A 7,427-nucleotide genomic window follows, 5' to 3' on the forward strand; every position below is an offset into this window, starting at 1 on the left:
GTATTGATGGAGGTCGGATGGTCAAGCGCATCCTTCAGCCGCGTCCAGTGGTCGATGACGCCCTCCGCGTCACCGGTCAGCTGATCCGCACCGGGCGCGGCGACCGCGGCTGGTCGGCGGGCGAACTCGCAGGCCGTGCCGGCGTCTCCGAGCGCACCGTCCTCGCCGCCGAATCCGGTGCGCCGGGCACCTCGTTCGCGACGGTGCTGGAGCTGCTCGTCCTCACGGGCAGCGCGCCGTTCGGGATCGAGGACCCGGTCGAGATGGCTCGACTGCGGCACCGCGGGGAGGAGCGGCTCGCCCTGCTCCCCTCGCGAGTCCGACGAGGCGCGGCGGTCGTCGATGACGACTTCTGACCACGCCTACGTCTGGACCTGGCTTCCCGGCACCGGGGTGCCCGTCGTCGCCGGAGTCGTGGAAGCGGACGGCGCGGCCACCCGCTTCGCCTACGCGCGGAGCTACCTGGAGCGGCCGGGGGCGATCGCCCTCGCGCCCGAGCTTCCTCTGACCCGTGGCGCCCAGCCGCCGAGAGACGGTCTGGTCATCGCCGGCGCGCTCCGCGACGGCGCGCCCGACGGATGGGGCCGCGGCGTCATCCGCTACGGACTCGGCCTCGGCGAGGACGACGATCTCGGGGAGATCGACTATCTGCTCCGGTCCGGCTCGGATCGCTTCGGCGCCCTCGACTTCCAGGAGTCGCCCACGGACTACGTCTCCCGATCCGACTCGGCGACGCTCGAGGAGCTGCGACGAGCCGCCGAGGCCCTGGAAGCCGGCGTGCGCCTGACCCCGGAGCTCGAGGCGGCGCTCGAGCACGGCACCTCCATCGGCGGCGCGCGGCCCAAGGCGACGCTGATCAGCGAGGACGGGCGTCGCTTCCTCGCGAAGTTCGCCTCCTCGACCGACCGCCTGTTCTCCTACGTCCGTGCGGAGGCGACGATGCTCGCACTCGCGGCCCGGGCGGGCATCGACGTGCCGACGTGGGAGGTCGTCACCGCGGGCGGGAAGGACGTCCTCCTGCTCGAGAGGTTCGACCGGGGCCCGGAAGGCACCCGTCGGCACGTCGTCAGCGGGCTGACCCTGGCGGGCGAGAGCGAGATGACGGCTCGCTACGTCTCCTACCCGTCGATCCTCGACGTCCTCCGGCAGTACGGCGACGCGGCCGCAGGTGAGGAGCTCTTCCGCCGGATCGCCTTCAACATGGCCATCAGCAACAGCGACGACCACGCTCGCAATCATGCTGCGTTCTGGGACGGCGCCTCCCTCCGGCTGACACCCGCGTTCGACCTCACCCCCGGCCCGCGCTCGGGCGAGAGCGCCTCCCAGGCCATGGCGTTCGGCCGCCGGGGAGAGCGCCGGTCCTCCCTGCCGCTCCTGGTCCAGCAGAGCGGAACGTACGGGCTGAGCACGAAGCAGGGACGCCGCATCACGGACGACGTCGTCGCGACCGTCCACGACGGCTGGCACGACGCCGTCACCGAGGCGGGACTCTCCGCTCGCGATCGCGATCGTCTCTGGGGCCGGCAGATCCTCAACCCCGCCCTGCACTTCGACTGACGCCGGACCTGGTGCGGTCGTGATCCTCCTGGCGCTCACGAGGGCGCGTGCAGGACCCCCTCCATGCCGGTCGAGCAGCCCCGCAGGGGCGGATCGAGACCGCCGTGACCAGCGAGCGGGGTCTGCAGACTCACCCTGCTGACGCGGGTGGATCTCGAGACGCCCGCTGTGCGGGCTACTCGATCAGCATGAGCACGGAGTGCCGCAGCAGCTCCATGCTGGTCGAGCACCCCCGGAGGGGCGTATCGAGACCCACGCTCCAGAAGGACCGGGAAACGGAGGAAGCCCCGCCACCCGCCTCATGGAGGCGCGTGCGGGGCTTCGGTCGCAGTGCTGTGGCGAGTGAGGGATTCGAACCCCCGAAGGCTACGCCGTCTGATTTACAGTCAGATCCCTTTGGCCGCTAGGGTAACTCGCCGTCGCGCACCCGACCGGGAGTCAAGCTCTCGACCGAAGGCGCTGGACAAGGATACCCACGCGCTCCCCGGATCGGAAATCGGCCTCAGCCCGCCGCCGCGGCGTAGCGGGACGCCGCCTCGGCGACCTTGCCCGCGTAGCTCGTCGCCGGGTTGTAGGCCGCGATCGCGTCGCGCCAGCCGGACTGCGTGGTGAGGTCGCCGCCCGCCTGGCAGAGGTAGCGCGCCGCGGTGACCGCCTGCTGGTCGACGTTCTGCGGGTCCCAGCCGCTCGATGCCCAGCGCATCCACGTGGCGGGGATGATCTGCAGCGGGCCCATCGCACGATCGGTCTCGGGGTCGCCGTCGAGCGCGCCGCCGTCGTTGTCCTCGACGCGATCGAACCGCGTGCCGTCCAGCGAGGGTCCGTAGATCGGCTCGGTCGGGCGGCCGTCCTCGCCGAGCTCGCCGCCGAAGATCGTGCCGTGACGGCTCTCGACGTAGCCGATGCCGGCGAGTGTCGCCCAGTCGAGACCGCAGCCGGGGTCGACGGAGGAGGTGAGCAGCGCCGCGCCGGCGTAGGCCGTGAGCGCGCGCACCGGGATGCCGCTGCCCTCGGCGGTGCCGGCCAGCCAGTCCCCGCTCGTGAGCTGACGGACGGGCGTCGCCGCCGTCTCCTCGGGGTCCTCCAGCAGCGCCGGGTCGGCGGCGGCGGGCGCGGGGGCGGCGGGCGGCACCGTCACGACTCCGTCCTCGTACTCCACCGCGGGCTCCGCGGGGCGGGTGCAGCCGACGAGCACGAGGCCGACGAGCGGCAGGATCAGCAGGGCGGGGAGGCGGCGCACCGTCCCTTCGTACCAGGCGCGCCTCCGGATCGGCCCGGCCGAGGCGCGAAAGCTAAGCTCGGAGGCATGGCAGATTCAACGTTCGACGTCGTCAGCAAGGTCGACAAGATGGAGGCGGACAACGCCCTCAACCAGGCCCACAAGGAGGTCGAGCAGCGCTACGACTTCAAGAACGTCGGCGCCTCGATCGCGTGGAGCGGCGAGAAGATCCTGATCAAGGCGAACACCGAGGAGCGGGCGAACGCCATCCTCGACGTCTTCCAGACCAAGCTGATCAAGCGCGGCATCAGCCTCAAGAGCCTCGACTCGGGCGAGCCCTTCGCCTCCGGCAAGGAGTACCGCATCGAGTCGACGCTCAAGGACGGCATCGACCAGGAGCAGGCGAAGAAAATCAACAAGCTGATCCGCGACGAGGCGCCCAAGTCGGTCAAGTCGCAGATCCAGGGCGACGAGCTCCGCGTCTCGTCCAAGAGCCGCGACGACCTCCAGGCGACGATGGCGCTGCTGCGCGGGGCCGACCTCGACCTCGACCTCCAGTTCGTCAACTTCCGCTGAGGGATGTCGCACTCCGAGAGCACCCAGACCCGCCGCGGCATCGACGCCCCCGACGCGCGAGGCCGCACCGGCCTCGACCGCGAGGGCTACGACCTGACCGGCAACCCCGACGTCGTCGTGAAGTCGGTGACCCTCCTCTCCAGCCACTGGTACGTCCTGCGGACCACCGAGTTCGAGTACCGGCACCGCGACGGACGCTGGACCACCGAGCACCGTGAGACCTACGACCGCGGCAACGGCGCGGCCGTGCTGCTCTACGACCTCGAGGCGCGCTCGGTCGTGCTCGTGCGGCAGTTCCGCTACCCCACCTACGTCAACGGCAACCTCGACGGCATGCTGCTCGAGGTGCCGGCGGGCCTGCTCGACGAGGACGGTCCGGAGGAGGGCGCGCGCCGCGAGGCGTCCGAGGAGACCGGCCTCGAGGTCGGCCGGCTCGAGCACGTCTTCGACGCGTTCATGAGCCCCGGCTCGATCACCGAGATGCTGCACTTCTACGCCGGCCCCTACCGCGCCGGCTCGAGCGACGGCGTCTACGCCGGGCTCGCGGACGAGGGCGAGGACACCGAGCTCGTCGAGCTGTCCTTCGACGAGGCCCTCGCGCAGATCGGCGTCCAGATCATCGACGCGAAGACGATCATGCTGCTGCAGTGGGCGGCCCTGAGCGGCCCGTTCTCGCGCTGACCGAGCAGCCCCGGAGTGAGCGCGACCCCATGCTGGTCGAGTAGCCCCGACGGGGCCTATCGAGACCCGCCGTCCTCAGCACGGCAGGTCTGCAACCTCCGGTTCTGACGCTGGTGGATCTCGATGTGACCGCTTCGCGGGCTGCTCGATCAGCGTGGACGTCCCCTCGCCGCAGAGCGACCTCTTCGCGGTCAGGCCGTGTAGGCCCGCAGCGCGTCGGCGGTGCGCGTCTGCGCGCCCGCGACGAGGTCGGCCGGCGTCCCCTCGAAGACGATCGACCCGCCGTCGTGCCCCGCGCCCGGGCCGACGTCGATGATCCAGTCCGCGTGCGCCATCAGCGCCTGGTGATGCTCGATCACGATCACCGAGGAGCCGGAGTCGACGAGGCGGTCGAGCAGGCCGAGCAGGTTGTCGACGTCGGCCAGGTGCAGGCCGGTCGTCGGCTCGTCGAGGATGTAGACCGAGCCCTTCGAGGCCATGTTGATCGCGAGCTTCAGCCGCTGCCGCTCGCCGCCGGACAGCGTGTTCAGCGGCTGCCCGAGAGTGAGGTAGCCGAGCCCCACGTCGACGAGGCGGGCCAGGATCGTGTGCGCCGGCCCGGTTCCGAAGAACTCCGCCGCCTCGACGATCGGCATCGAGAGCACCTCGTGGATGTTCCGCCCGCGGAGCCGGTACTCGAGCACCTCCGCGGTGAACCGCTTGCCCTCGCACTCCTCGCAGATCGAGGAGACGGTCGCCGCCGGGCCGAGTTCCGTGAAGATCAGCCCGGCACCCTTGCAGACCGGGCAGGCGCCCGCGGAGTTCGCACTGAACAGGGCCGCCTTGACGCCGTTCTCCTTCGCGAAGGCGGTGCGGATCGCATCGAGCACGCCGGTGTAGGTGGCGGGGTTGCTGCGCCGCGAGCCGCGGATCGGCGACTGGTCGGCGACGATCACCCCCGGCCGCTTCGCCAGCGAGCCGTGGATGAGCGAGGACTTCCCCGACCCGGCGACGCCCGTGACGACGGTGAGCACCCCGAGCGGCACGTCGACGTCGACCCCGCGCAGGTTGTGCGTCGAGGCCCCGCGGATCTCCGCGACGCCCGTGCGCCGGCGCACCTCGCTCTTGAGCGGCACCCGGTGGTCGAGGTGGCGCCCGGTGAGGGTGTCGGATCCGCGCAGCGCCTCGACCGAGCCCTCGAAGCGGATTTCGCCGCCGTGCGAGCCGGCCCGCGGCCCGAGGTCGATGACGTGGTCGGCGACCGCGATGATCTCCGGCTTGTGCTCGACGACGAGCACGGTGTTGCCCTTGTCGCGGAGCCGCCGCAGCAGCTCGATCACCCGCGAGACGTCGTGCGGGTGCAGCCCGGCGGTCGGCTCGTCGAAGACGTAGGTGATGTCGGTGAGGCTCGACCCCAGATGCCGCACCATCTTCACCCGCTGCGCCTCGCCGCCGGAGAGCGTCCCGGACTCGCGGTCGAGCGAGAGGTAGCCGAGCCCGACCTGCACGAGCGCGTCCAGCGTGCCCAGCAGCGCCTCGACGATCGGCGCGACGGAGGGGTCGCGCACCCCGCGCAGCCACTCCGCGAGGTCGGTCGCCTGCATCGAGGAGCACTCGGCGATGTTCCGGCCCTCGATCAGCGAGCCCAGCGCCGCGCGGGTGAGCCGCGCTCCCCCGCACTCCGGGCAGGGGCCGAAGGCGGCCACCCGCTCGGCGAAGGCCCGGATGTGTGCCTGAGCCGCCTCCTTCGCGAGGTACAGGCGAGTGACCTTGACCACGAGGCCCTCGTAGGTCATGTTGATGCCGGCGATCGGCATCTTGACGGCCGGCTTGTACAGGAAGTCCTCGAGCTGCTGCGGAGTGAAGTCGGCGATCGGCACGTCGGCGGGATAGAGCCCCGATTCGGCCAGGCTCTTCCAGTACCAGCCGCCGACGACGAAGTTCGGGATCGCGTCGAGCGCGCCGCCCTCGAGCGACTTCGAGCGGTCGAGCAGCGCGTCGAGGTCGATGTCGGAGACGCGGCCGGTGCCCTCGCAGCGCGGGCACATGCCCTCGGGCAGGTTGAACGAGAACGCCCCGCTGGTGCCCACGTGCGGATCGCCGATCCGGCTGAAGAGGATGCGGAGCATCGTGTACGCATCGGTCGCGGTGCCGACGGTGGAGCGGCCGTTCGCGCCCATCCGCTCCTGATCGACGACGATCGTCGCCGAGAGCCCGTCGAGAGACTCGACGTCGGGCCGCGCCGGCGAGCCCATGAACTGCTGCAGGAACGCGGAGTAGGTCTCGTTGATCAGCCGCTGCGACTCGGCCGCGATCGTCCCGAAGACCAGCGACGACTTGCCGGAGCCCGAGACACCCGTGAACACCGTGATCCGGCGCTTCGGGATGTCGACGTCGACCCCGCGGAGGTTGTTCTGCCGGGCGCCGCGCACCCGGATGACGTCGTGCGGGCTGCTGTCCGAGCTCGTCGCGGGCAGGTCGGTCATCGTCATCGGGTCTCCGTCCGTCAGCGGTGCCCGAAGCCTAGAGGAGGCCTCCGACGTCCGGGAGTCGCTGAGGGCGACCGGACCGGCAGGGCCCCCTCAGCACCGCGGTCCGGCGCTCACTGGTCGTGGCCGGCCCACACGACAGTCCGGGTGCTCTGTGCCCAGGGCTCGTCCGAGGGCCAGCTGCGGAGGGTGATGGTCTGCGGGTTCGGCAGCGGCCGGTCGAAGGCGATGCGGAAGGCGCCCGTCGCGTCGGTCTCGACCGAGGGCAGCGCGGGGTCCTCGCCCAGGCGGAGCTGGAGCTTCTGACCGGCCGGGACTGTGCCCTCGATGCTCGTCGCCGTGACATGGAGGACCCTGATGGGTGAGTCCTCGACGCTCTCCGGGATCCGCGCCGGGACGGTCGGTCCGCCGTCCAGGACGATGCGCTCGGCGATCGTGTGGTCCTTGAAGGTCGCGACGAGGCGGGTGCTGCCGCCGGGCGCGTCCGGTCTCGCGGTGAGCGTGAAGTGCCCGTTTGCCGCGGTGACCGGGTCGGAGACGGGGAGACCGTTCTTCGTCGCGTCGGTGCTGTCCTGGGGCATGGTCTGCAGCTGCACGACCGCGCCCGCGGTGACGGTGCCGATCACGGTGCGGCCCTCGACGCGGAGGTCGGGTCCCCACTCGATGACGGGCTCGGGCTTCGCCTTCCCCGTCGTGGTCACGGTGACGGTCTTGCCGGTGCTCGCGAACCCGCCCGTGTCGGTCGTCGAGGAGTACAGCTCGTAGGTCGCGCTCGTTGCCGGTTCCTGGAAGCCCTTCTCGTTGCGGCAGACCCAGAGACCGACCGTGTTCACCTTCGTCGCCCCGCAGACGAGGGCGTGCGTGTTCGGGTTCCAGATCTGCACGAACGAGCCCGGTGTGCCCGTGCCGGTGAAGGAGGTCACCGA

At 71.1% G+C, this 7,427-nt stretch carries 7 protein-coding genes and 1 tRNA gene; 4 read left to right on the forward strand and 4 right to left on the reverse strand.

Annotated elements, in window-relative coordinates:
• Positions 1-17: 17 nt before the first annotated feature.
• Both EDF36_RS15850 and EDF36_RS15855 read left to right on the forward strand, forming a co-directional pair.
• Positions 18-356: a transcriptional regulator gene (locus tag EDF36_RS15850; RefSeq protein ID WP_123733729.1), complete on the forward strand. Its 339-nt coding sequence runs from the start codon at positions 18-20 to the stop codon at positions 354-356.
• The gene (locus tag EDF36_RS15855; RefSeq protein ID WP_123733730.1) at positions 343-1,557 is read left to right on the forward strand and encodes a type II toxin-antitoxin system HipA family toxin; all 1,215 of its coding nucleotides are present in this window, start codon (positions 343-345) and stop codon (positions 1,555-1,557) included. Before EDF36_RS15850 ends, EDF36_RS15855 begins: the two co-directional genes overlap by 14 nt.
• 336 nt (positions 1,558-1,893) lie before the next feature.
• Here the strand turns inward: EDF36_RS15855 and EDF36_RS15860 are convergent.
• Both EDF36_RS15860 and EDF36_RS15865 read right to left on the reverse strand, forming a co-directional pair.
• Positions 1,894-1,975, reverse strand: a tRNA-Tyr gene (locus EDF36_RS15860).
• Between the two features lie 84 nt (positions 1,976-2,059).
• Positions 2,060-2,797, reverse strand: coding sequence for a hypothetical protein (locus EDF36_RS15865; RefSeq protein ID WP_123733731.1), 738 nt, complete (start codon positions 2,795-2,797; stop codon positions 2,060-2,062).
• Positions 2,798-2,863: 66 nt separating this feature from the next.
• Between EDF36_RS15865 and EDF36_RS15870 the strand changes: the two genes are divergently transcribed.
• Positions 2,864-3,352 (forward strand): YajQ family cyclic di-GMP-binding protein, encoded by a 489-nt coding sequence (locus EDF36_RS15870; protein ID WP_123447856.1) that lies wholly within the window; start codon positions 2,864-2,866, stop codon positions 3,350-3,352.
• A 3-nt stretch (positions 3,353-3,355) separates the two neighbouring features.
• The gene (locus tag EDF36_RS15875; protein ID WP_123733732.1) at positions 3,356-4,033 is read left to right on the forward strand and encodes an NUDIX domain-containing protein; all 678 of its coding nucleotides are present in this window, start codon (positions 3,356-3,358) and stop codon (positions 4,031-4,033) included.
• 191 nt (positions 4,034-4,224) lie between these two features.
• On the opposite strand, the gene EDF36_RS15880 is transcribed toward EDF36_RS15875, so the two are convergent.
• Both EDF36_RS15880 and EDF36_RS21370 read right to left on the reverse strand, forming a co-directional pair.
• A complete protein-coding gene (locus EDF36_RS15880; RefSeq protein WP_260300745.1) occupies positions 4,225-6,504 on the reverse strand; it encodes an excinuclease ABC subunit UvrA in 2,280 nt (759 codons plus the stop codon).
• 110 nt (positions 6,505-6,614) lie between these two features.
• Positions 6,615-7,427: hypothetical protein (locus tag EDF36_RS21370; RefSeq protein ID WP_185020513.1), on the reverse strand; the 813-nt coding region annotated here is incomplete at its 5' end.

Source organism: Rathayibacter sp. PhB152, from assembly GCF_003751395.1.
GTDB lineage: Bacteria > Actinomycetota > Actinomycetes > Actinomycetales > Microbacteriaceae > Rathayibacter > Rathayibacter festucae.